The sequence below is a fragment of the Mycobacterium sp. NGS34 genome (assembly GCF_059812845.1).
The window spans coordinates 155,635-177,204 of sequence record NZ_JCALDM010000009.1; the positions used below are offsets into that span (position 1 = coordinate 155,635).

Consider the following 21,570-nt stretch of genomic DNA (forward strand, 5'->3'; position numbering starts at 1 on the left):
GTTGCCGCGTGAGGCGCTAAGCCGGCGACATCGGCCATGATAGTTGCTCACGCTCGGCTAGCTGTGTGACTGACGGTGGCCGGTGACAGGCTGAGCCTTGGTCTTTTGTAGCAGTCTTTCGTACGGGGTTTGGCCTCCAAGCCCTCCGTGGGGTCGGTGGTAGTTGTAGTAGTCCTCCCACTCTTTGAGTTTTTGGTTAAACAGGCCGGCGTCGTCCTCGACGACACCGTCGAGTAGTCGGTAGAACTCCTCGGCGTCGATGCGGTGTGAACGCTCCACCTTGCCATTCAGCCGGGGTGTGCCCGGGCGGATGTAGATATGGCCGATGCCCTGGTCAAGCACGTGCCAATGGAAGCTGGATTGGAATTCGGCGCCGTTGTCAGTCTGGATCTTCTCGACCTGGAAAGGCAGTCGTGAGAGGACGTAGTCGAGGAACTGGATCGCAGTCTTCTGGTCTGATCGGGGGTAGGCGCGAAGTAGGCGCAGCCGGGTGCAGTCGTCGATTGCGGTGTATTGGTAGTAACGCTTGCGGCGGCCCGCTCCGGTGGTGATCGGCTCGATGAACTTGACATCGATTTGCACATAATGGCCTGGACGCTGCTTCTCGTAGCGCTTCCACCGCCCGGTGTGGCGCTTATAGCGCTGTGAGGCTGGCAGTCGATTCATCCCGAGCCGCTTGAGGATTCGCCACACCCCAGACGCGCTGATATCCACGTCGTGGTAGCGCTTGAGGTACATGCGGATCTTCATTGGCCCGAAGTGGTAGTGCTGACGCAAGTGGATGATCTTCTCGACAACGTCGGGATGAGTGATCGTCGGACACAACAGCGGCGCACTAGATCGATCCTTGAGTCCATCGAGACCTTCGTCCTCGTACCGACGCTTCCACCGGTAAAAGACATTGCGGCTGATGCCGTAATAGCGGCAAGTAGCCGCCACGTTCCCGCTGACCTCGTCAGCGTGCTGTATTACCGCCAGGCGCCGGTTCGCCCGTCTGATCAGATCCCTCTCACTCCAAACACGGTCAGCCATGCAGCTCCTTCCATCAGGAGCTCAGACTGTCAACAACCTCAGTCAGTTTTAGAGCTAGCGCAGCAACGAAGACGCCAATCGTGCTCTGCAGCAGTACTTCTCGAACAAGACCACCCTGAACGCGTATTAGGCACCTCAAATCTCGCCTAGGGCAGCAGCTCTCGCGCACTCGATTTTGGCTCGCCTGAGACAAGGACGACAGACAGACTCGGCGCCGCGCCGACGGTACGCGCGCTCACCGGCGCTATTGATAAGTTTCTAGTAAATGGTAGATTCTAACTCTCGGACGTTTATGCGCGATAACGCAAGGAGGCGTTGCATGGCTGCGGTCGAAGTTGAACCGTCGCGTGGGTGGTCTGTTGCCGCCAAGACGAAGAGGGCGCCGCAGGTCCGCACCATCCCCCCGATCATTGTGTGGGCGACAGTCGGTGCGGCGTTTGTCGGCCTGGCCATCTATGTCGCGGCGAGCTGGATCCTGGGGGGGCGCGCGACGCCGACACCGATCGGTGACCACAACCCCGACCTGGGTAAGGACCTTAGATTCTGCATTGCGTTCCAGGTGTTCACGGTGATCACGGTCGTCGGCACCCTGGTTTACGTAGGACGTCAGTGTATTCGCGAAAGGCGCTTGACGTTTGACGCCATCCTTATCATCGCCTATCTGCTGCTAATCCAATGGGATCCGATCCTCAACTACATCCTGCCGCAGTTCTCATACTCGTCGTTGATGGTGAACTTTGGCTCGTGGACAACCGACATGCCCGGGTGGGTGTCCCCGCGTGGCAACCTCATGCCCGAGCCCACCATCCTCATCGGGGTCGGCTTCATCTGGAGCGCTGCGCTGTGCATGATCGGGTGCGCGTTCCTGCGCAAATTTGTGATGAGGCGGTGGCCACAGACAGGCAAGCTGGGCGTTATTGCGTGGTCGATTGCCTTCATGGCAGTCATGGATCTCAACGAGGTGGCCCTCACCAGTTTGCACGTCATTGCATATCCAGACACCGTCGGCTGGTTGACGCTGTTGAAGGGCACGACCCATCAGTTCCCTCTTTACGAACCGATCGTGTGGGGCGCCCTTGGCTGGGCGCCGTTGATGGTGCTGCGGTTCTACCGCGATGATCGCGGTCAGTCGGTGGTCGAGCGGGGCGTGGAGCGGCTCAATGTATCCAGCAAGACCAAGGCCGCCCTGCAGATCCTGGCCGTCGCCGCCGTGACCAACATCGGGTACTTCGCCTACAACATCGTGTTCATTTGGATTGGCCTGCAAAACGATAACGACAACTGGGAGATGTACCCCTCCCATCTGAGAAATGGGATGTGCGGTCAGGGAACGCCTTATCTCTGCCCGGACCCGGCGCATGGGCGGCCGATACCGACCGGCGGTCAGCCAGGTTCGCCGAACGACATTCCTGGCGACGGCAGCACGTGGGTCGATCTCTACCTAGGCCGATAGCGCCATCGGGTAGAGGGCTACTCCAGCCCTTGGGCAGTCATCGAAGGGGAATAGGACCTCGCGGACGAGTCCAGGATTGCTTCTATGCAAACAACAACGAATCGGTCAACGGCTCCTACGTCGTCGGTTGATAAACATCCTGCCGGAGACGAGCTCGAGGCAGTGCTCGGCGCCTGGCGTCCCGGTTACCTGGGCTGACTAAGCGGCCGACCACTTCCGCGATCATGCGGCGCTCGAAGCTGTCGACCTGACCGGGTCGCCGACGAGTTGACCGTGGCTTGGCGCGGTGTCGGCTCCGGTCGAATCCTGCGCAGTTTCTTCCGGTGGAAAAGTGAGCAGGTTTACGGGGTTGAGTCTCCAATCGTTGAAGGGTGCTCACTTTTCGACCGGAACTACCTGCTCAATTTTCGACCGGAACCGACACGCGGGCGGCCCTGGAGGTGGGCCGCCACGGTCGTCGCGCTACGGAGATGCCTTTCCAGGTTCTCACCGAGCGCGAGTAAACCGCCAACGTCGCCATCGCGAGCACAACTCCTTCTCGAGCTGGACCAAGACCTTCGCCGATCTGCGGCTGTGCGCGGCGATCGTGGACCGTTTGACGTTCGCCAGCAACATCATTGAGACCGGCACCGAGTCCTACTGACTAGCGAATGTCAATGTAAAGGTTCAAGACATGTTGGACGACAAGGGTTCTAGACATCCTTGACGGGTTCAGCAGATGGTTGACGGTCTGGTTTGATGCTCGTTCTGTGAGTGATGAGACTGCCGGCGGTTCGGCCGATTGGGTGACGGAGCACAGGTATCGCGCGGTCCTTCAGGTACTCGACGGCGTTTCCAAGAGCCAGGTGGCACGGGAGTTTGGTGCATCGCGGCAGTCCGTGCACTCATGGGTCGTCCGCTACGAGGCCCTGGGCTTGCCGGGCCTGGCCGATCGATCGCGTCGGCCGTTGACGTCGCCGAACGAGCTTCCGCCGACGGTGGTGGCGATGGTTTGCGAATTGCGGCGAACCTATCCACGCTGGGGCGCTCAACGCATCGCCCACGAACTGACACTGCGCGGTGTGGAAGCGCCACCGTCGCGGTCGAGCGTGTATCGGATTCTGGTTCGACATTGCCTGGTGGCCGCCCAGCAGCAGAACCACAAACGCAAGTACCGGCGCTGGCAGCGGGATGCCCCGATGCAGCTGTGGCAGATCGACATAATGGGCGGGGTGTTTTTGGCCGATGGCCGTGAGTGCAAGTTGGTCACCGGCATCGACGACCATGCCCGGTTTGTCGTGATGACTACCGTCGTCGCTGAACCTGGAGCACGCGCAGTGTGCGCAGCCTTCACCGCAGCCATGGCCGCCTACGGTGTGCCGTCAGAAGTGTTGACAGACAACGGTAAACAGTTCACGGGACGGTTCACCAAGCCGTATCCGGCCGAGGTGCTGTTCGAACGGATTTGCCGGGAGAACGGCATCACCACGCGGTTGACCAAACCCCGCTCGCCGACGACGACTGGCAAGATCGAACGTTTCCATAAGACGCTGCGCCGCGAGCTGCTGGATGCCGCTGGCCCGTTTGCGAGCATCGAGGCGGCCCAGGAGGCGATCGATGCCTGGGTGCACGGCTACAACTACAGTCGCCCGCACCAGTCGTTGGGGATGGCGATGCCGGCGACGGTGTTTCGCCCAGCGCCCATCGACGTGGTCCCTCCGATGCCGGTGGTTACCGACCCGCTGGTTCCCGACGTCGTCGAAGTCATCGTTCCGCCGCGTCCCAAGCAACCCCTCGTGCCGGCGGCAGAACTCTCGCTTGGCGGCTCCATTCACGCCGTCGAGTGGGAGACCGTACTGACGCCACGAGCGCGCCTCCTGCTGCCGGGTGATCAGCAGTTCAAGTTCACCGCTGCGCTGGCCCGACGCGAGGTCACGGTGTGGGCCAGTGACCGCAGCATCCACATCGTGCTCGACAGTGCGGTGATACGCACGCGACCGTCACGGCTGTCCGAACACGACCTGCGGGATCTACTACGGCGCGGTGCACGCATAGCGGGACCAGAGCCAGCGCGCGGCGCCGTCACCGTCGACATGCTGACGACCAGCGCGGTGATCGAAGTCTCGCGCACCGTCTCCCGCGACGGCTGCATCGGGCTCGGCGGCCACAAAGTGCTGTTGGAGTCGATGTTGGTCGGCCAGCGCGTCACCGTGCGCTTTGAGGGCACTCTGATGCACGTGGTGGCCAACGGCAGATTGGTCAAGACGCTGCCCGCGCCGCTGCCGGCGGATCAGCGTGCGGCTCTCCGTGGAGCACGGCCCACCTCTGAGCCCTTGCCGCCGCCAGCGCCCCCGCACCGTGCCATGCGACGCGTGGCAGCCAATGGGACGGTCACCGTCGCCGGCCAACGGCTACGCGTCGGACGCAGCTACCAAGGGCAAACGGTCGCTATCGCCATTGAGGACACCGTCTTTCGCGTCTTCATCGACGGCAACGAGATCTGCACCCACGCAAGAAATCCCGACACCGACATCGCCATCTTCAAGGCTTACCCTCGCCGCCATAGCATCTAGCCGCTACAGACAGATACGCAGACCGAATCCGTCAAGAATGTCCTGAAGCACAAGTGTCAAGCAAGTCCTGAAACCGCACATGGACAAGCGAACGCCCGCGCGGTGCGGGATAAGGCGTGGCAGCAGAATTGTTCGCAGGGTTCGATCAGTTCGGTGGTGAATCCGTTCGGGTGCAGCACCGTAATGGTCAGTGCAACGAAGGAGCGAAGCGGCTCATGTCAGGGCGAAGGCCTAGGTATGTCGAGTCCTGATCCGGGATTAGCTCGTCGGGTCCTTCCGGGGTCTGGGAGCGGCGCACTCACAGTCTGGTTCGGAAGGCGAGAGACCCGCCTACCTGTCTGCGTGGTTATATGCGGGATTGCGGCCGGCGATCGCGGCAAGGATGTCCCCTGGATCGATGCCCCACCGCTGCGGGGCGCGGGGGCTCCACGCCAGCGAAAGGACGTAGGGCGGCGGTGGTTCGCCGAACGGGCGCACCGCGAACGCTGGGTCGTCGAATACCCGCCACGGCCCGCCGGCCTCTAGGCTCAGCGACGGAATCACGGTGCGATGAGTGCGGATCCGGCTTGCCATCGCGGCCACGTCGAGGCTGTCAATGCGGTCGAACCGTGTCACGCTGTGGCAGACCATGAAGTCGTGCAGGTTGTTGAGCACCGAGGGGAACGGCGTATCGGGCGGCAGTGTCACTTCACGTCGGGCGAGGTCCCCCCAGTCGATGTGGTCACGCGCGGCGAGCGGGTCGTCGCCGCGCATGACGAGCACGTAGTCGAAAACGGCCACCTGCTGGTACGGCAGCCCGGCGCAGTCGGACGTCGGGTTCACCAATGCGAAATCCAGCGTGCCGGCCGCAAGCCGGCGCGGCAGCTGGTCCGGTTCAACGAGTTGAACCTCGACATTCGACGTTGTTAGGTCGCGCAGCGCATCCACCGTGCGGTCTAAGACCGTCGGTGGCGAAAGATGAAATGCGCCAACCGTTATCGCGAGCGCTTCATACCCTAACGATCGCGCGTAGTCGCCCAGCGAGTCAGCATGACGCACGACTTCAGCAGCTCGTTCGCAAAGCGCTAAACCCGCGGCCGTCAGGCGCACGTCATGGTGTTCGCGAATGAACAAGTCCACCCCGAGTTCGGTCTCCAGCGCCCGCACGGCGCGGCTGACCGGTGCCGGGGTCAGATGCAAACGCTGGGCTGCCCGGCCGAAGTGCCGCTCTTCAGCGACCGCGACAAAACAACGCAGGTGGCGCAGTTCCATGGCGCCAGTTTGACACTCGACACTCGTCGCGCGCTGCGGTTTACGCAACGTTGGGATGCACAAAACGCACTGGACATCGGTGGCTGCGGTTTGAACAATTTGTGCCATGCCAACGCCATTGACGTTCGAAGTGACGGCCAGTATCGAGACCGGTGAGCGGCTGACCCAGACGGCATGGGCCTTCCTGCCGCCGCGGCCGGCTGGTGCGGTCGCGGCGCTCTTGTGTCTGGCCGGCGGGCTCTACGACAAGCGCTATTGGCACATGCAGATTGACGGGCACCCCGGCTACAGCTTCGGAGAGCACCTGGCCGCCGCTGGCTATATCGTCCTCGCCCTGGACCACCTCGCCGTCGGCGAGAGCACTGACCCAATCGCATCCGGCCAGCTAGGGCTGGAGTTGCTGGCTGCCGGCGACGCGGAGGTGGCCCGGCAGGTCCGTGAAGGCCTGCGCAATGGCGATCTCATCGACGGCGTTTCGCCGCTGGCCGGCCCTCTGGTCGGTGTAGGCCACTCAATGGGCGCATGCCTGACCACGATGGTGCAGGCCAACACCGGTATCTACGACGCGGTGGTGTTGCTCGGGTACGGGGTACAAGTCACCAACATTTACCAAGAAACAACAGATGCCGCCGATCTCGAAAGCCGGGTCCAGCAATCAATGTCGCTGGCTTGCCAGCTCTCGGGTGCCAGTCCGCAGGACAGCCACATGACCGTTCCGCGGTCATATCTTGAGGGCCTGTTCTATGCCGGAGAGGTACCACAGCAGGTGATCGACGCCGACACCGCCGCGCAAAGTCGGGTGCCGGTGCGCGCGGGCGCCGAGGTCGCCACGCCGGGATTCGTCGAGCGCTACGCGCCACAGGTGAATGTTCCAGTGTTCCTAGGATTCGGCGCAGCGATTGACGTGTCGCCCAATTCGTACGCCGAACCTGCCAACTATACGGGCTCTGCTGACGTGACACTGCACCTCGTGCCGAAGTCAGGTCACTGCCACAACTTCGCCAGCCACCGTTACGAGCTGTGGGATCGCATCGCCGCGTGGGTTCCGACGGTGACTTGACGATCTGCTCATGCCGCCGACCGCCGGCCGACGTAAGTGTGCTGCTGGAAGAAAGCGCGGATACAAACAGAGTCCTCCCGCGGGACCTTCTTGCGCATCGAGGAATCGCACGCCGCGCCCGCCATATCGAGCAGTTCGGCCTTGCCCGTGGTACGGCGTCCGTCGGGCCGACTGCGACGATGGCGGGTGCGTCCGGATCTAGGAGCGATCCCTCAAGCACGAGCATCCTCGGATAGGAGCGTCGTCGATCGCCGCGTCGGATGCGCCGTAGCCGGTCCCGTCGGCGTCTTCGGAGGTCTTTGCATTCGCTGTTTCGGCTGCGTCGACTATTATCTGTGGCTCCTCCAATTATCTTGGCAAGAACTAAAAGTCATGAGTTACCACTCTCGAACCAGACCCACCTGGGTCACAGAGGCCACGTGATTGCCGCCCACCGAAGAGCCGGCCCATACAGAACGCCCTGCCTTCCGAGGCACTGGGCGACACCTGCTCGAGGAGCAGCCACTCATCAATGCGGAAGGGGCGATGAAACCATAGACAATGATCGAGGGTGAACGTCTTGATATCGCGATGGGGCTTGATTTGGTGGGGCGTAAAGGCGCTCATCAACAATGTCAGGTCAGCGACACATGTGGCGATGGCACTGTGGACCGCTTGGGGAGCGTCGAAGGGTGCCGATGTCCGCACCCATTGGCGCGACAGCGTGCCCCGGCCGGTTGTCGTGAGAGGTCCGCGCACGTGCGAATCCGGGTACCAGTCGACTTCCAGAGATGACCATCGTCGATAGAATTCCGGCCAGTCCTCGGGAAATGGACGCAGGCCCGCGCCGGCCGACGGAGGACCGTCGACAGCCTCGGCAGCCAGTTGATGCTCTGGTCCATTTTCTGGAGCGTGGAACGCGGCCTGCAGGGAAAGCAGCTGTCGACCCTGCTGCTCGGCTACAACCCGCCGGTTGGACAGCGAGCCGGAGTCGCGCAACCGCTCGACGTGAAATTCAATCGGCGGCCCGATTAGCCCCGTGAAGAGGAAGTGGGTCTGAACAGAGTGCGGGACACGTTTTTCCTCGACGGTCTTGGCCGCTGCCAATAGCGCCTGACCTGCCGCCTGTCCGCCGAAGACCCGAGGCATACCAATGTCGGGCGTGATCCCTACGTAGGAATCGCTTGCGACGAGTCGGACGTCAAGCAGGTCGATCAAGGAGGCGACAGTGGCGACCACTTAACTGCCCTCTCGCAGCTCGGATTTCCGAGTGGCGTGCGCGATGCCCGCTGCGCGTGTACAAGTCACAACACGCCTCCGAGATGTCCGCCCGCTTGCCTTGCAACCTTTTCACGGAGCCCGAATCTACTACAGAGCAGAAAATTACGGTATACCGGCGCAGACGAGATAATCCAACCCTTCCGAATTCGCGTCACCCGGGACTGATCGCCTGCAGCGGCCGATAGCGCAGTTCGCGATGGCGGCAACATGTTTGAGCGTCAAAGGTGGTACCCAGCCTGTCGCCGCCAAGCGTACGCGGGCCTCCATGCGCATCCAGAGATCGAGTGAATACTTTCACGAGGTCGGCGCGTTGCCCATAAGACAGATATATAGTTGGATGATCTAGATGCTGGGCGTGACGGGGTGACCGCGGTATCAGTAGATTCCAACTCAGGCTAGTACAGCGCGACAACGAACTCTCAGAGGCGAGCGGCCACCTTAAGCGATGACGCCTTCCATCTTGAGCTCGCCGAACGTGACATCGTCAACCCCGATCTCGCGCAGGATGGCGTCGGTGTGTTCGGCGAATTGCGGCGCCCGCTTCGACGGAACGGTCGCAACGTCGAACTGAACCGGATTCGCCACCAGCTTGCGCCGAACACCCTGCGCGTCAACGACTTCGATGATCCCACCGTTGGCGACCAGGTCCTCGTCGTTGGCGAGGTCCCAGCTGTCCTGCCACACCGTCCACGCGCCACTACATCCGTTGAGCCGTCGCTCGCATTCGTCGAGGGGATACCGGCCGATCAACTCCGCGACGATCCGACATGCGGAGTGGATATTCTCGGCGATACCGTCGATTGTCGCAAAGCGCTTGTCCGCGGCGGCTTCCGGGCTGCCCATGCACATGCAGAACTCCGACCAATAAGACAACGGGTCGAGCATTGTCAACTGAATGAACCGGCCGTCGCGCGTGCGGTAGCTCGCGACCAGCGGATTGCCTGCCATGGGCGTGTCGAGTTCCACCTTTGGCAGGTGCCCGCCGCTCATCAGCGCCATGTTGACATCGAACTGCGTCGCCCATGCCCCGACGCCCAGCAGTGACACATCGATCACCGACGGTTGTCCGGACATGCGACGCCGGTAGAGCGCGGCGGCCACGCCGCCCGCGATAGCCAGCCCGCCGATGTTGTCGCCATACGCACCGCACGGCATATAGGTCGGCCGATCGGCGAGGCACGGCGTCGCCCCGTCTGCACTTCCTCCCCTCGCCCAAAATGCGGTGGAGTCATAACCCGGCCGGTCCCTGCCAGGACCACGACCGCCGAATCCACTACCCACCACGTAGATGATGTCGGGATTGATGCTCCGAACATCATCGACATCGATACGCAACTTGGACCGGACAACAGGCAGGTGGTTGGTGAGGACGACGTCGCTGCGCCGGAGCAGCGCCTCCAAGATTGGCCGCGCCAACGGGGATGTCAGACCCAGCCCGATACTCCGCTTACCTCGATTGGGTGCCTCGATGTGGGGTGTGAACTGGCTCGATTGCTCTGACGACTCGCCGTGCGACGCCATGAAAAGCTGACGCTGAGCATCGCCCGTCAGCGGATTCTCCACCTTGATGACGTCAGCACCCCAGTCGGCGAGTATGGCACCTGCCGACGGCACGAAGGTGAACTGCGCTATTTCCAGGACTCGTACGCCCGCCAGTGGTTTATCCATATCGACACCCTCTTGATCTCGATCAATTGGTCGCAGATGTTTAGCGACGTCATGTCGTCTGCTGCGAAGTCAAAGCCCGAGGTCACGCCCGATCAGGTCCTTCATGATCTCGGTCGTCCCCCCGAGGATGGTCTGGATGCGTATGTCCGCGTAGTCGTTGGTCACCCGATACTCCCTCATGTAGCCGTAGCCGCCGTGAAGCTGCACGCAGCCGTCGACGACCTTCTTCGCAACTTCCGTGCACCACCACTTGGCCTTCGCCGCCTCGACCGCCGATAGGTCGCCCTCGACGACGGCAGCCAGGCATCGGTCGATGTACTGCTCGGAGACTTCGAGTTCGGTATCCATCTCGGCCAGCAAGAATCTGTTGTGCTGGAAGCTGCCGATCGACTGACCGAACGCTTTGCGATCCTTCGCATATTGCAGCGTCTGACGCCAGGTCTCGCGGGCGCCGGCGATCGCGGAGATAGCAATCGACAGTCGCTCAGAGGGAAGGTTGTGCATCAGATGGTAGAACCCGCGGCCTTCTTCGCCCAAGACATTCGCCACCGGCACCCGAACGTTCTCAAAATGCAATTCGGCAGTGTCGTGTGTTTGCAGACCGAGCTTGTCGAGCTTGCGACCGCGGATGAAGCCCGGCATGTCACGCTCCACCACAAGGAGCGAGAACCCCCGGTGGCCGGCAGAGGGATCGGTTCGCGTCACGACGACGACGAGATCTGCGTTGATTCCCGAGGAGATGAAGGTCTTCGACCCGTTCAGGACCCATTCGTCGCCCTCCCGCACCGCGGTGGTGCGGATCCCGGCAAGGTCGCTACCCGCACCCGGCTCGGTCATCGCAATCGCGACGATGGTTTGTCCGCTAATGATACCCGGCAGCCAACGGCGCTTCTGCTCATCAGTCGCCAACGACTTGAAATACGGGCCAACAACGTCGTTTTGAAGCGTGAGAGCGGGGACGCGGGTTCCGAACTTCGACAGCTCCTCGTTGATCACCGCGTTGAAGCGGAAGTCGTCGCTGCCGCCACCGCCATACTCCTCAGGCATATTGAAGCCGATCAGACCGTATTTGCCTGCGGCGATGAACGCTGATCGGTCAACGATGCGCCGCATCTCCCATTCGTCGGCGTAAGGGGCGACCTCACGTTCGATGAAGTTCTTAGTCGTCGCACGGAGTTGCTCGTGCTCGGCACTGAAAATGAGACGTCTCATCCGATATCCTCTGCGCTTCGTCAGCGGTCCGTCATGCGGCTGTCGCGTAGTTCGTCGGCATGGCCGCCGGCCAGATTTTTGGTTTCTAAACAGATTAGACTAGAGAGTCGAATTTGCCTACGTCCCTCTTCCCTCTTATTCGGCATCCCGCGATCACAAACCACGCCGACGTGCGGCATGCGATGCTCGTGCCTCTCCGCCAACTGTCTCGAGGGGTCCGTGGACCGATGATGAACGTACCGAGTTGGAAGGTCGGGTCCGGCGTCGCAACAGCGCGGCCGGGCCCGCTCTGCGGGCCAGGATCGTGCCGGCGTGCGCCGACGGTGGCAGCAATGTCGAGGTCGCCGATCGCTTGGAGTTGGATCGAAAATTGTTCCAAGTCGCGCAACCGTTTCGCCACCAAGCGCTGCGAAGGGCTGCTCGACGACCCGCGGCCGGGCGGCCCGCTTGGTAGGCGATGAACAGATCGAGGCATTGATCACCGCGAAGCTGGCACCCACTCCACCGGATGCCACGCATTGGTCGACACGGTTGATGACCGATCACCTGGTCCTGTCACAGGCGATGGTGTCGCTGGTGTGGCGGGCCGTCGGATTGGCCCCGCACAAACAAGATTCGTGGAAACTGTCCAAGGATCCGCTGTGTGCGGCCAAGGCGGATTGCACCGTAGGCATCGATCACCTCCACAAACCAGATAATCATTTAGTTATATAGAGGGAGGTAGCCCCATCCTGTCGCTTATAAGATGAGCCCTACACGCGCGTACAGGGACGGAGATGACGATGACAGACCCCTTCAAGAGAACGGCGCAAATGCCGACGGACCGCGACAGGTTGGATGAGGACGATCACGACCTGCTGACGTTCGTGGAGGTCGGTGAACGGCTACGAATCGAAATTGCCTCCGCCCAACGCCACCTTGAACAATGCCGGCGGCTCGGCACTCCGCAAGAGGTTGATTCGGCGCAGACGCGTCTGGATGCGTTACGCGCAGCCGCTCAACGCAACTCCGCGCAACCCATCAACGACGCGAACTTCGAGAAATTCTTCGGCTACCCGGGTAAGGCGCGGCGGAATACGTGCGCCGGCGATGAACCGAACTAATGGCTGGCAGCGGCGAGAACTCACCCGCGCTCGGGCGGCGGGCAGGCTGCACGGCATCGGCAAATTTGATTATGGCCCGACGCGGCGCAAGAACGCGGGAGCTCATCGAGGCAGGAGCTTGACCGCAACGCAAGTCGCGCTGGCGCCAAGGTGCGACTAGCTCACACCGAGCACTCATCGTGACGCGCACTCAGTCGCTGGCCGGCAACGGTTTGGCCGCCTTGAGCGACAGCGGGGTTCCGCCGATGCTGAGCGTGCCCACCCCAGCCTTGGTGACCAACACCTCGGCGCCACCCTCATCGACATAGCGCTTACCCATCGTGCTGCCGCCGGCCAGCGCGGGATCGAGCTCCGCGTGCGATGACTTCTCGGTGTCGAGTAGCACCATCGGCGCACCGCCGCAGCGCAGGTCGTCGATGCTGTCCGTGGCCCGCACGACGATCACCTGGGTGTCGCAGACCTGGCTCTGCAGGCGGGTTCCGTTCTTGATCATGTTGCGCTCCTGGCGTTTTCGGACAATTGTCGGATGATCTCGCGGCGCAGTACCTTGCCAGTGTCCGTCGTGGGCAGTTGGTCGATGATCTCGATGCGGTCCGGGGTGCGTGAGCCCCGTAGCGTTTTACGTACGAACTCGCGCAGTTCTTCGACATCCGGTTCGGCGCCCCGCTCGGGTACGACGACCGCGACTATGATCTGCCCCCACTGCGGGTCGTCCGAGCCGACCACCACGACCTCGTGGACGTCGGGATGCTCGACGAGCACATCCTCCACCTCCGCAGGGGCGATGTTCTCACCACCACGGATGATTGTGTCGTCAGATCGACCACCGATGAATAGGTAGCCGTCGTCGTCGAGCATCGCGGTGTCCCTGGTTGGGAACCACCCGTCGGCGTCGAGAACCGAACCTAATCCTGTGTACCGCGCGGACACCTGTGGTCCCCTTACGAACAACTCCCCAGTCTGGCCGGGCGCCAGAACTGTGCCGTTCTCGTCACGGATCTGAATTTCGATCCCCGGCACCGGCCTGCCAACCGACCCGAGCCGGCGCGCCACGGCCTCCTCGGCCGCGCCGTGTGCCGTACGGTGGTCCTCCGGCGTGAGAACAGCGATGGTAGAGCTTGTTTCGGTGAGTCCATAAGCGTTCACGAGGCCTACGTGAGGCAGCATCGCGATGGTCCTGCGGACCAGCGGCAGGCCCACTTTCGATCCTCCGTACGCGAGAGTGCGCAACGTCGGGAGATCCGTGGGCCGGGCCTTCAGTTCGGTAATGATGCGGTCGAGCATCGTCGGTACCACCGTCGCATTAGTCACCCGCTCGTCGCGCACCAACTGCGCCCACTCTCGCGGGTCAAACTTGCGCAAGTAGACAGTCCGTCGGCCCGCGTAGAGATTCGACAGCGCCGCACCGACGCCGGCGATGTGATAGGGCGGCACACACACCAACGCCGCATCCTCGGCGTCGGCGGAACCAAATTCGACCGTGCCCGTGACGTAACCGGTCAGATTGTTGTGCGTCAGCTCGACGGCCTTGGGCGCAGATGTGGTGCCTGAGGTGAACAAGACGATCGCCACGTCATCAGGATCGGCGAACTCCTCGACCGGTTCCCTCGCCCGAGCGGCTTCGATGAACTCCTCGGACGTCATCACTTGAGTGACCGCGCCGGCGACCAGCTCCACGTATTCTGGGTCCGCGACCACAAGCGGCGCCGGCAGACGCCCGATCAACTGCTGCAAACCCCCAGCGCTCAGACGGTAATTCAGCGGCGTGAACGGGATCGCGGCCCGCGCGGACGAGAACATCAGCAATGGCAGCATGAGCCCGCCGGTGCCGACATAGGCCACGTGCTGAACGCCGGTGGCGCCGATGGCTCCGGCTCCGCCACTCGCGAGCCGGCTCAGTTCCGACGTGGTCAGCCGTGTGTGACGGTCGACCACGGCAAGGCGATCGGGATCGCCGGACACGGCCATCTCGAGTAGCAGTGCAATGCTCAAATGCTTCGACCCTTCGCAAATTAGATATATAGTTATATACTTAGGAGCCGCCAGAGTCCAACCGGCCACCGGTCAAGGGTGCGTGGTAACGCCGCCGCATGGATACCGGGTCTCGGCCGCCGGTTTCGACCATTTGCCGCATCGACCGGCGAAGGCGTCATTGGCGCTCCGTCTCCAGCGATTGCGGCAGCCACTCGACGGACTGTAGCCGCGAGCTAGCGCACCTCGTACCTGAAGTGGCGGACCTCCGAAGTACAGAGGGAGATCATGGGCCGGTGCCCCAGATTCATGGCGGCTACGGCTACATCAACGAATGCGAGGTAGCGAGGCTGTGGCGCGACTTTCGTGTGCGGCGGCCCTGCGCGAGTACCACCGAAATCATGAAGGACCTGGCGGTCGGGCCAATGGGCTATCGACGATGAGCTTGCTCACTGTGTACGGGGCGCAGCGGCTTCGCGCACCACCGTTCAGCTATCCTACAAACAATTAGTTGATTACTACTATCGGTGGAGGATCGATATGGAGGTTACCAACCTTCGCGAGCCGAAGATGGCTGATCGTGTGGCCACCGTGCTGCGCAGGATGTTCATCCGCGGCGAAATCGCAGAAGGAACGATGCTCCCCCCGGAATCAGAACTCATGGAGCGGTTCGGTGTGTCCCGGCCGACGTTGCGCGAGGCGTTCCGTGTGCTCGAATCGGAATCGCTTATCGTCGTCCAGCGTGGGGTACGTGGCGGCGCCCGGGTTACCCGACCGCGACGCGAGACGCTTGCCCGTTATGCGGGGCTGATCCTCGAGTACGAAGGCGTGACGCTCAAAGATGTCTACGACGCGCGAATGGCTCTCGAGGCGCCGATGGTCGTGCAGCTGGCCAAAGGCCGCAACGCGAAAGTGATCGCGGAGTTAGAGCAGATCGTCGAAGCCGAGGAGCAGTTGACACCAGGCAGCGATGCCGCGGTCCGACTGACAGAGTTCCACGCCGCGATCGCACGGCTATCGGGCAACAAGACCTTGCAGATCGTTAGCGACATGCTTCATCACATCGTAGTGAAGGCGAATCGCTCGTTGCAGGCAACCGAAGGTTCTCGCGCAGAGCAGGCGGTCCGTCGATCGGCCAAGACGCATCGGATGGTTCTCGACCTGATCAAGGCTGGGGAGGCTGAGAAAGCCGGCGAGCTGTGGAAAAAGCACCTGCAGAAGGCCGGGGAATTCGCGTTGTCGGGTTCCGAACTTTCCAGTGCGGTCGACCTTCTCGAATGACGGAGGTGAGCCGGGACGCCGACTAACGACATCGCGATCCCGGTCCACCTGCTTCGTCGGTTCGGGATCGAGGTATTGATCGCCGATCAGGACTCCGCCGTTGTTGAGACGTCGATGCCGCTCGCGGGCATGCGCAACTCCTTCACCCAACCGCGGACGATTGCCCCGCTCGGCGTGCTCATCGATGCGGTCAGCGGAATGTGCAGACCGCGATCGGCGCTTCCCCCGTGGTCGCATCCGGACGCCCCCTGAGCACAAGCGGTCGGGGACGACGGCAAACCTGCGCTGACGGCGCGCATCACCGCCTGCGCTAGCGGCTACTTCTGCCCTTTGACCTTGCTGAGGGCGTCGCGGCCGCGTTGAACTTTGGTGATGATGTCGTCGGCGGTGGCCTTCCACCCGAATGGCGAGGCGTCGCGGTTCCGATGCTGACTCCCAACGGTGATCGGCGCGGTGAGCTTGGCAACGCTGCCGAAGGCACTCCAGCGCAGGCGTCTGCTAGTGAACTCCTTCGGTCGGATATGCGCCGTGGTGGGGCACCCGAGTGCGCAGCCGAACGCGCGCAAACACATCTCGGTGAGCTCAGCCCGCGAGATACGCCGCGACTGAGCCCATTTCACACTGGCTGCCCGAACAAACGCCAACCAACCCTCCACCGCAATCTCGGTGGCATCGCGCGCATGTCCCTGCGCGACTAGTTGATCGATCAAGCGCTGGCCCACAACATTGAGCTCTTCGGAGATGATCGCCTGAATTGCCGGGTCATATGAAAGTACGCCGCGGTTGATCGCGACTGCCTCAAAGGGATGATCGAGAATTGATTGGATGTGGGCCTCGAGTCCGATCGCAAGCTGTTCCATCAGCGGCAGCTTTGGATCGGGGCTCACGCGTGCCAGGAACCGGTTGCTGGCGCGCTTTAATATTTCTACGTACAACTCTCGCTTGCTCGGAAAATGGTGATACATCAGCGCTCTAGAGACACCCGCGCGCGCGGCGATGTCCTCCATTAAGACGGCTTCGTACGGCATTTCCGCGAACATCGCGGCAGCGGTGTCGAGCAGCTCTTCACGCCGCTGCTGCGGTTCTAGCCGACGTCGTGTCATGCGACAGCCTCCGCCAGATCAGGCCGCTGACGGCTACCTCTTGACTTCGGAGTAGGCCATCGGCACCACGTCCGTGATGCCGAGTTCGAGATGCTCGGCGAACGGGATCATGCCACCTACGATGGCGACGTTTCTCATGCCCGAACTCCTTCTCGCTAAGGCCAGGCAAGAACGCGCAGGCGTAGTCGAAGATGCCCGCGTGGCCATTCGTCGCAATACCACCGCACCGGACTTGTCCGATCGCCCCGTGCACCACGGCGGCGCGTCCGTGCCGATCGAGATGACGTCGGTCATGGTTGCCTCGCTCCTGTGCGACGAAACCGCCGCGGTCGTCCGCTAAATGGGATATATAGTTATAGCATTTAAGGAACGTTCGGGGCCCGCGGGGCGAGAGGAGCTCAAAACGGTGGACAGGCCGGGTTCTCGCATCCTCAGGACCGCGCGCTGGTGGTGACCGGTGCAAGCCGAGGCATTGGTCGGGCGGTGCCGGTGCGGGCCGAACATGGGTTCAGTTGTCCCGAAACCGAGTTCGCGGTTGCCGTCGCGCGCGTAGCCGTTGGACGGGCCGTCACGCCGGTCACGACGATCGCCCACCAACTTCACGGCGCGATCGGCGTCACCGCCAAAACATCTGTTGTAATCCGCGGCACTGCGCGCACAGGGCTGGAGCAACGATTATGGAACGACCGTCGGCTACGCGCGTCGGCTCGGACGGATGGCCCTGAATGCCGCCGAGCCGTGAGACCTGGTAATCGGCAATTTTTGACCGGTGCAACTCGGAAGGAGAGCAGTGACAGTCGAGAAATTCAACGGTGCGTCCGCGATCGTCAGTGGAGGCGCGGGCGGCCTCGGTGAGGCCACGGTGCGGCGATTGCACGCCGAAGGCCTCGGCGTAGTGATCGCCGACCTGGCCACAGACAAGGGCAAGGCGCTAGCTGACGAGTTGGGCAGCCGTGCGACCTTCGTCAGTACGGACGTGACGAGCGAAGACTCCGTCAAGGAAGCGATCGAACAGGCCAACCAACTCGGCCAGCTGCGGTATGCCGTGGTCGCGCATGGTGGATTCGGCGTTGCACAACGCATCGTGCAACGCGACGGCAGCCCGGCCGATATGGCCGGCTTTACTAAAACCATCGATCTTTATCTCAACGGGACCTACAACGTCGCTCGGCTCGTCGCCGCGGCCATAGCGGCCGCGGAACCGCAGGCCGACGGCGAGCGAGGCGCGTTGGTGCTCACGGCGTCCATCGCTGGTTACGAGGGACAGATCGGTCAAACCGCTTACGCAGCAGCGAAAGCCGGTGTGATCGGATTGACGATCGCCGCTGCGCGCGACCTCAGCTCCGCCGCCATTCGGGTGAACACAATCGCTCCGGGGACGATGAAGACGCCGATCATGGAGTCGGTCGGAGAAGAGGCAATCGCGAAGTTCGCCGCGAACGTGCCCTTCCCCAAACGCCTCGGGGCTCCTGGTGAGTTCGCCGACGCTGCGGTCTTCCTGCTGACCAACGGGTACGTCAACGGTGAAGTGATGCGCCTTGACGGCGCACAACGCTTCACTCCGCGTTGACTTCTCGCGGAGCCGACGCTTCCCGATTGCGCCCGAGTCAATGAATTATCGATATAGTTGGATGTTTCGTGGCTTGGCGCGCAGCATCCATTCGTGGCGCGCCTCACACCGTGCCCGCCCGCGCGGCACCTTCGGGTTAACAGAGACCTGCTACCAAGCGGCTCAAAGCGAGATCGCCAACACTTTCCTATGGTCGGTGCTTGGTCGGTGGAGCCGCGACACGCCGTGGTTTCGCTTAGCGTTTACTGGCACTAAATGGCCACTTCAAATGCCCTTTCGGTGCCTCGACCATACGGGCTTGCAGGCTCTCCTAAAGCCGGTGTCGCAGGTTCGAATCCTGCCGGGGGCACTTTTTGCATGTATGACCTCGCTGCGCCCAGGCGCCACGCGAGGTGTCCGTGATTACTGCTGTCCCGGAAGGGGTGGCAGGCCATCCCGAATATCTTGCAAATTGCCTTGGATTCCCTGCAGATCGCGTTCGATGGCTTGCAGTCCGGACAAGGCATTTTGGAACCCGGTCTGGAGGTGCTCCTGGCCGGAAGGTTGGTACTGAGGGCAATAGGCGACGACGGCACCGGCCGCGACGCTGGCGCTTTGATTGGCATCCCAGATCGACGATTGCTGCAGGACGCGGACGGCCTCGGCGAAGTCGGATTGGTTCGCCAAGAACTCGCAGACGGCGTGCCCATGGGCCGTCACGTATTCGTTGCTCGGAACCGGCACGCCATCCTGTTTCAGCGCACCGATGAACGCCCGGTCGACGATCTCCAGCGACGGAGCGTGCACGACCGGCGCGGCCGGGCTGGGTGCAGCGGCCGGCGGCGTCGGGACGGCCGCCGGCGCCGGGTCGGCCGACGGCAGCGCCGGGTCGGATCTGTGTGCCGCGAACATGACCGCCACCGCGGCGGCTGCCACGGCCAGCAGGGACAGCGGCAACGCCGCGAGGGGTACGAGGCGGCGACGCCGACGCTTGCGGCCGTGGGGCGCGTTGCGCGGCGATGGGGTTTCGGTGAGGACCGGTACCTCGTCAACCGCCTCGGCTTCGACGACCTCGACGGGATGGCCTAGGCGCTCGTCGAGCAGGGCGTCGATGTCCCGGATCGACGGGCGACCACCCTGCGCATGGCTGGATTGGCGCCCAAGAGCGATGAGCCTCAGCTCTTGGTCGATCGCCTCCCGATCGCGCATATCAACCAGTCTGAGGGTGTCACGAGGTTGCGGCAAGCCCCGGTGACCGCTGACAACGCGCGTGCGCTTGGTCCGACGGTGGCGACCCGCTGCGCCCGGCTACGCCGCGCTTGCGATCGCCACCTTGATCATGGTGGCGACCCGCTGCGCCCGGCTACGCCGCGCTTGCGATCGCCACTATGGCAGAACGGTGTGCATCAGCATCACGTCGTACGCCGACCACAGCGACAGGTTGAAGTACAGGTCCCGCCCCGACGACCACGGGTGGATCATCGGCGCGTAAATGCCACCGGGCATCTGGAACGACGACACCAGCGGTTGCTCCCCGCTCCACGGTCCCGTCGGCGTCGGCGCGGTGCGCGCCACGACGTCGTTGCTCCCACCGTTGGTATAGAGCACCAGGTACTGCTTGAGGTAGCTGTTGTACTGGGCCGACATCTCGCCGACCGGGCCGGGCCACAGCGGCGTCGCCGCCCCGGGATTGGCCGCGACCCAATGTCCGCCGTTGTCGCCGTTCCAGTACTGGTACTTGCTCAGGTCCGGCAGGTAGTTAGGCGGAACCCGCGACAGGAAGGCCGCGCCGCCGCGCCCCGACGGGGTACCGAACTGGTAGATGTAGCCGTCGTTCCCCTTCATGAACGCGCCCATCTGGAAGTTCTCATTGCCCGGCGTGAACGGGACCCCGGGGATGGCGTCCGCCGATGCCGTGCGAATGCTGCTGGGGAAGATCCCCCAGTTCTGGCCATTGTCAACGGATCTCGCGATGGCCGAGTAGTTCGTCTGCCATTCCCCGTCGCGGCCCCACTGCCGGATGGACATGTAGCTCATGTACTGGGTTCGCCCGAGGGACATGGCGGTGGTCGGGATGATGCCCGTCTCGTGCGGCGCCTTGTGGATCGTATTGACGACCTGCTTGGACAGGTTGGACGCCCACACCGGCGAGCCGGAGTACTGGTTGTTGGGGACCCCATCGGCGATGTGGATGCCGTGCGACAGATCGCGGTCCGAACTGCGGAAAAGCGTGTTGTAACGCCATTGCTGGCCGCGGACCTTGCAGTAGCCGAACGTGTCACCGAAGGCCATGAGGACCTGGCGGTTGGTGGGATCGCCGTTGTCCCAGGCGATCCCGAGGTCGGTCCCCGAGATGCTGAATCGTTCGAGGGTCTTGTTCGGGCCGTTCGGTCCGGTCACCCAGTCGACCAACGATGTCGGGGCCCCCGCGATGTTGGCGGGCGGCGGGGGCGCCGGCTGCGCCGCCGGCTGGGGGGCCGGCTGCGGCTGGACAGGGGCCGCGTTGGGCACTTGCGGGACCCCCGGCGCGGGCGGATTGGGCCCGGGCGGCGGAACGACGCCGGCCTGGGGCTGTATCGGCGCGGAGTAGCGCTGGCCGCCGGTTCCCGGCTTAAGCAACGAGGAGATCAGCGGGCCCAACTTGGGCAGCGGCGCCTGGTCGTTCGTGTGCGAAGGCCGACGACCGGTCGGCGGTTGGACGACCGGCTGTGGGGCCGGCATCGGCGGGGGCGCGGCCGGGGGGTCGGCGTTCGCTTCGGGCGCGCCGCAAGGTGTGGCGTTGGCCGTCGGCGCGGGGCCGACCACGACGAAGAAACCGAGGGCGGTCGCCGACGCCATCGATAACGACAGGATCCGGGGAATCGCCGTCAATGTCACACCTTTCCCGGGAGCGGGCCGTCGCAATTGACGTCCGCAGCTGGCTCATGTGACGATAGTGATTCACGGGGCCAATGTGACCAGTGAGCAGCGGATAGGTATGCATCCGTGACCGTGTCGCAACTCATCGGTTCTCGCCGGCGCACCGTGCTTTCTGCCGAGCAGACGCAGAATCGCACCGTACGAGCCTCGTGCGTG

General features: G+C 62.9%; 18 protein-coding genes and 2 pseudogenes. 10 read left to right on the forward strand and 10 right to left on the reverse strand.

Translation table 11 applies throughout. From position 1 onward, the window contains the following. Window positions 1-57 precede the first annotated feature (57 nt). Window positions 58-1,032: an IS481 family transposase gene (locus AC5Y7V_RS22095; protein ID WP_499882151.1), complete on the reverse strand. Its 975-nt coding sequence runs from the start codon at window positions 1,030-1,032 to the stop codon at window positions 58-60. A gap of 319 nt (window positions 1,033-1,351) precedes the next feature. Between AC5Y7V_RS22095 and AC5Y7V_RS22100 the strand changes: the two genes are divergently transcribed. The 3 genes and pseudogenes from AC5Y7V_RS22100 to AC5Y7V_RS22110 all read left to right on the forward strand — a co-directional run bounded on the left by AC5Y7V_RS22100 (window position 1,352) and on the right by AC5Y7V_RS22110 (window position 5,037). Next, window positions 1,352-2,485 carry a spirocyclase AveC family protein gene (locus tag AC5Y7V_RS22100; RefSeq protein WP_499882152.1) on the forward strand — a complete coding sequence of 378 codons (1,134 nt, stop codon included), beginning with the start codon at window positions 1,352-1,354 and terminating at the stop codon, window positions 2,483-2,485. A gap of 455 nt (window positions 2,486-2,940) precedes the next feature. Beyond that, a pseudogene (locus AC5Y7V_RS22105) lies at window positions 2,941-3,128 on the forward strand (ATP-binding protein); the annotation flags it as partial. A 106-nt stretch (window positions 3,129-3,234) separates the two neighbouring features. Further along, window positions 3,235-5,037 carry an IS481 family transposase gene (locus tag AC5Y7V_RS22110; protein WP_499882153.1) on the forward strand — a complete coding sequence of 601 codons (1,803 nt, stop codon included), beginning with the start codon at window positions 3,235-3,237 and terminating at the stop codon, window positions 5,035-5,037. A 330-nt stretch (window positions 5,038-5,367) separates the two neighbouring features. Here the strand turns inward: AC5Y7V_RS22110 and AC5Y7V_RS22115 are convergent, their stop codons facing one another. Further along, entirely contained in the window at window positions 5,368-6,288 is a 921-nt protein-coding gene (locus AC5Y7V_RS22115; protein WP_499882154.1) for a LysR family transcriptional regulator, read from the reverse strand. A 106-nt stretch (window positions 6,289-6,394) separates the two neighbouring features. Here AC5Y7V_RS22115 and AC5Y7V_RS22120 point away from each other — a divergent pair, with 106 nt between their 5' ends. Beyond that, window positions 6,395-7,348 carry an alpha/beta hydrolase gene (locus AC5Y7V_RS22120; protein ID WP_067923768.1) on the forward strand — a complete coding sequence of 318 codons (954 nt, stop codon included), beginning with the start codon at window positions 6,395-6,397 and terminating at the stop codon, window positions 7,346-7,348. 363 nt (window positions 7,349-7,711) lie between these two features. On the opposite strand, the gene AC5Y7V_RS22125 is transcribed toward AC5Y7V_RS22120, so the two are convergent. The 3 genes from AC5Y7V_RS22125 to AC5Y7V_RS22135 all read right to left on the reverse strand — a co-directional run bounded on the left by AC5Y7V_RS22125 (window position 7,712) and on the right by AC5Y7V_RS22135 (window position 11,488). Then, window positions 7,712-8,545, reverse strand: coding sequence for an acyl-CoA thioesterase (locus AC5Y7V_RS22125; protein WP_499882155.1), 834 nt, complete (start codon window positions 8,543-8,545; stop codon window positions 7,712-7,714). 501 nt (window positions 8,546-9,046) lie between these two features. Then, window positions 9,047-10,276: a CaiB/BaiF CoA transferase family protein gene (locus tag AC5Y7V_RS22130; protein WP_499882156.1), complete on the reverse strand. Its 1,230-nt coding sequence runs from the start codon at window positions 10,274-10,276 to the stop codon at window positions 9,047-9,049. A gap of 69 nt (window positions 10,277-10,345) precedes the next feature. Then, the gene (locus tag AC5Y7V_RS22135; protein ID WP_499882157.1) at window positions 10,346-11,488 is read right to left on the reverse strand and encodes an acyl-CoA dehydrogenase family protein; all 1,143 of its coding nucleotides are present in this window, start codon (window positions 11,486-11,488) and stop codon (window positions 10,346-10,348) included. A gap of 244 nt (window positions 11,489-11,732) precedes the next feature. On the opposite strand from AC5Y7V_RS22135, the pseudogene AC5Y7V_RS22140 reads away from it, so the two are divergent. Further along, window positions 11,733-12,199 (forward strand): annotated as a pseudogene (locus AC5Y7V_RS22140) (helix-turn-helix domain-containing protein); the annotation flags it as partial. A 71-nt stretch (window positions 12,200-12,270) separates the two neighbouring features. Then, window positions 12,271-12,591 (forward strand): acyl-CoA synthetase, encoded by a 321-nt coding sequence (locus tag AC5Y7V_RS22145; protein WP_499882158.1) that lies wholly within the window; start codon window positions 12,271-12,273, stop codon window positions 12,589-12,591. Between the two features lie 190 nt (window positions 12,592-12,781). Here AC5Y7V_RS22145 and AC5Y7V_RS22150 read toward each other — a convergent pair whose 3' ends face one another. Both AC5Y7V_RS22150 and AC5Y7V_RS22155 read right to left on the reverse strand, forming a co-directional pair. Next, window positions 12,782-13,084 (reverse strand): hypothetical protein, encoded by a 303-nt coding sequence (locus tag AC5Y7V_RS22150; protein WP_499882159.1) that lies wholly within the window; start codon window positions 13,082-13,084, stop codon window positions 12,782-12,784. Continuing rightward, window positions 13,081-14,559, reverse strand: coding sequence for a class I adenylate-forming enzyme family protein (locus AC5Y7V_RS22155; protein ID WP_499882213.1), 1,479 nt, complete (start codon window positions 14,557-14,559; stop codon window positions 13,081-13,083). The genes AC5Y7V_RS22150 and AC5Y7V_RS22155 overlap by 4 nt, the downstream gene beginning before the upstream one ends. Window positions 14,560-14,681: 122 nt before the next feature. On the opposite strand from AC5Y7V_RS22155, the gene AC5Y7V_RS22160 reads away from it, so the two are divergent. Together AC5Y7V_RS22160 and AC5Y7V_RS22165 are read left to right on the forward strand one after the other, a co-directional pair. Then, window positions 14,682-15,005: an acyl-CoA dehydrogenase family protein gene (locus tag AC5Y7V_RS22160; RefSeq protein ID WP_499882160.1), complete on the forward strand. Its 324-nt coding sequence runs from the start codon at window positions 14,682-14,684 to the stop codon at window positions 15,003-15,005. 97 nt (window positions 15,006-15,102) lie between these two features. Next, window positions 15,103-15,843, forward strand: a complete 741-nt coding sequence (locus AC5Y7V_RS22165; protein WP_499882161.1) for a FadR/GntR family transcriptional regulator — start codon at window positions 15,103-15,105, stop codon at window positions 15,841-15,843. A gap of 317 nt (window positions 15,844-16,160) precedes the next feature. On the opposite strand, the gene AC5Y7V_RS22170 is transcribed toward AC5Y7V_RS22165, so the two are convergent. Continuing rightward, window positions 16,161-16,946, reverse strand: a complete 786-nt coding sequence (locus AC5Y7V_RS22170) for a TetR/AcrR family transcriptional regulator (protein WP_499882162.1) — start codon at window positions 16,944-16,946, stop codon at window positions 16,161-16,163. Window positions 16,947-17,082: 136 nt separating this feature from the next. On the opposite strand from AC5Y7V_RS22170, the gene AC5Y7V_RS22175 reads away from it, so the two are divergent. Both AC5Y7V_RS22175 and AC5Y7V_RS22180 read left to right on the forward strand, forming a co-directional pair. Further along, a complete protein-coding gene (locus tag AC5Y7V_RS22175; RefSeq protein ID WP_499882163.1) occupies window positions 17,083-17,286 on the forward strand; it encodes a hypothetical protein in 204 nt (67 codons plus the stop codon). 450 nt (window positions 17,287-17,736) lie between these two features. Further along, window positions 17,737-18,516: an SDR family oxidoreductase gene (locus tag AC5Y7V_RS22180; RefSeq protein ID WP_499882164.1), complete on the forward strand. Its 780-nt coding sequence runs from the start codon at window positions 17,737-17,739 to the stop codon at window positions 18,514-18,516. A 402-nt stretch (window positions 18,517-18,918) separates the two neighbouring features. Here AC5Y7V_RS22180 and AC5Y7V_RS22185 read toward each other — a convergent pair whose 3' ends face one another. Together AC5Y7V_RS22185 and AC5Y7V_RS22190 are read right to left on the reverse strand one after the other, a co-directional pair. After that, window positions 18,919-19,704: a DUF732 domain-containing protein gene (locus AC5Y7V_RS22185; RefSeq protein WP_499882165.1), complete on the reverse strand. Its 786-nt coding sequence runs from the start codon at window positions 19,702-19,704 to the stop codon at window positions 18,919-18,921. Window positions 19,705-19,881: 177 nt separating this feature from the next. Beyond that, window positions 19,882-21,333, reverse strand: a complete 1,452-nt coding sequence (locus AC5Y7V_RS22190; RefSeq protein WP_499882214.1) for a glycoside hydrolase family 183 protein — start codon at window positions 21,331-21,333, stop codon at window positions 19,882-19,884. Window positions 21,334-21,570 lie beyond the last annotated feature (237 nt).

Bases quoted from the DNA above. Each gene is read 5' to 3' on its own strand.
- AC5Y7V_RS22130 (WP_499882156.1), bottom strand. From the start codon at position 10,276: ATGGATAAACCACTGGCGGGCGTACGAGTCCTGGAAATAGCGCAGTTC.
- AC5Y7V_RS22150 (WP_499882159.1), bottom strand. From the start codon at position 13,084: ATGATCAAGAACGGAACCCGCCTGCAGAGCCAGGTCTGCGACACCCAG.
- AC5Y7V_RS22135 (WP_499882157.1), bottom strand. From the start codon at position 11,488: ATGAGACGTCTCATTTTCAGTGCCGAGCACGAGCAACTCCGTGCGACG.
- AC5Y7V_RS22190 (WP_499882214.1), bottom strand. From the start codon at position 21,333: ATGGCGTCGGCGACCGCCCTCGGTTTCTTCGTCGTGGTCGGCCCCGCG.
- AC5Y7V_RS22115 (WP_499882154.1), bottom strand. From the start codon at position 6,288: ATGGAACTGCGCCACCTGCGTTGTTTTGTCGCGGTCGCTGAAGAGCGG.
- AC5Y7V_RS22170 (WP_499882162.1), bottom strand. From the start codon at position 16,946: ATGACACGACGTCGGCTAGAACCGCAGCAGCGGCGTGAAGAGCTGCTC.
- AC5Y7V_RS22185 (WP_499882165.1), bottom strand. From the start codon at position 19,704: ATGCGCGATCGGGAGGCGATCGACCAAGAGCTGAGGCTCATCGCTCTT.
- AC5Y7V_RS22145 (WP_499882158.1), top strand. From the start codon at position 12,271: ATGACAGACCCCTTCAAGAGAACGGCGCAAATGCCGACGGACCGCGAC.
- AC5Y7V_RS22155 (WP_499882213.1), bottom strand. From the start codon at position 14,559: ATGGCCGTGTCCGGCGATCCCGATCGCCTTGCCGTGGTCGACCGTCAC.
- AC5Y7V_RS22120 (WP_067923768.1), top strand. From the start codon at position 6,395: ATGCCAACGCCATTGACGTTCGAAGTGACGGCCAGTATCGAGACCGGT.
- AC5Y7V_RS22095 (WP_499882151.1), bottom strand. From the start codon at position 1,032: ATGGCTGACCGTGTTTGGAGTGAGAGGGATCTGATCAGACGGGCGAAC.
- AC5Y7V_RS22100 (WP_499882152.1), top strand. From the start codon at position 1,352: ATGGCTGCGGTCGAAGTTGAACCGTCGCGTGGGTGGTCTGTTGCCGCC.
- AC5Y7V_RS22165 (WP_499882161.1), top strand. From the start codon at position 15,103: ATGGAGGTTACCAACCTTCGCGAGCCGAAGATGGCTGATCGTGTGGCC.
- AC5Y7V_RS22175 (WP_499882163.1), top strand. From the start codon at position 17,083: ATGCCCGAACTCCTTCTCGCTAAGGCCAGGCAAGAACGCGCAGGCGTA.
- AC5Y7V_RS22160 (WP_499882160.1), top strand. From the start codon at position 14,682: ATGGATACCGGGTCTCGGCCGCCGGTTTCGACCATTTGCCGCATCGAC.